At 52.7% G+C, this 710-nt stretch carries 1 protein-coding gene; it reads right to left on the bottom strand.

Features of this window, described 5'->3' with window-relative positions; all coding sequences use genetic code 11:
• Positions 1-19: 19 nt before the first annotated feature.
• A complete protein-coding gene (locus B3182_RS08950) occupies positions 20-421 on the bottom strand; it encodes a hypothetical protein (RefSeq protein ID WP_292411497.1) in 402 nt (133 codons plus the stop codon).
• Between the last annotated feature and the right edge of the window lie 289 nt (positions 422-710).

Here is a 710-nt window from a genome sequence, read left to right as displayed (position 1 = left end):
AGCGAATTTGATGGCTTTGTTAGATCCCACCGATGGACCGACGCCCAATAAACCACCCCGCAGTACTAACCGAGAGTGAAAAATACCCTACCATAAGCAAAAGACCGACGTCCCTGGTAACAGCTAGCAGCACAAACGCTGGGAGAAGCGCGCACCCCGAAAGCCAGACTATATTCAGCCTTTTAAGCTTCCACAGGATAAGCCATATCGGAATGCCGTATAAAAATGCCACAACGTAAGCGATGGCGGCACTCCAGCCCCCTACAAGAAAAAAGGTGGAAAATGCGTCGCCAACCTGCTTTAGGTCGAATTCAACCAGTGCTGTGCCGAGCATCAAAAGCAGGGCCGCTGGAAATACAACAAGTGGTGCCATCATGGCTCCCCTAAAAGCTGCTATTTGCACAGACGTGAATGTTTTCATAGCTCTAACGTCACCGTTCAGCCGGCCGAGCGACCGGGCGCAGCCCGTTTGCGAGGATCGGCTGCAACGGCTTGTTATACGGCACCATCGCAATCCTCTGAACATCGTCCTTCGACCGACAAGAGTCACCGGCCCTGATGAGTTGAGCCTCCACGATCAAATCCGAAAGTATTCGGCCGAATTGCATTGAGACTAAAGGCATTCGCATATTGTGGCAATCGCGGTCTTACCGCAGCTTGTACCACCCACCACCGCGACCTCTTACGTGATGCAGCATGGATCCTCGTCG

Source organism: Methylophaga sp. UBA4204 (assembly GCF_002379485.1).
GTDB lineage: Bacteria > Pseudomonadota > Gammaproteobacteria > Nitrosococcales > Methylophagaceae > Methylophaga.
This window is presented reverse-complemented; position numbering and strand designations above follow the sequence as displayed.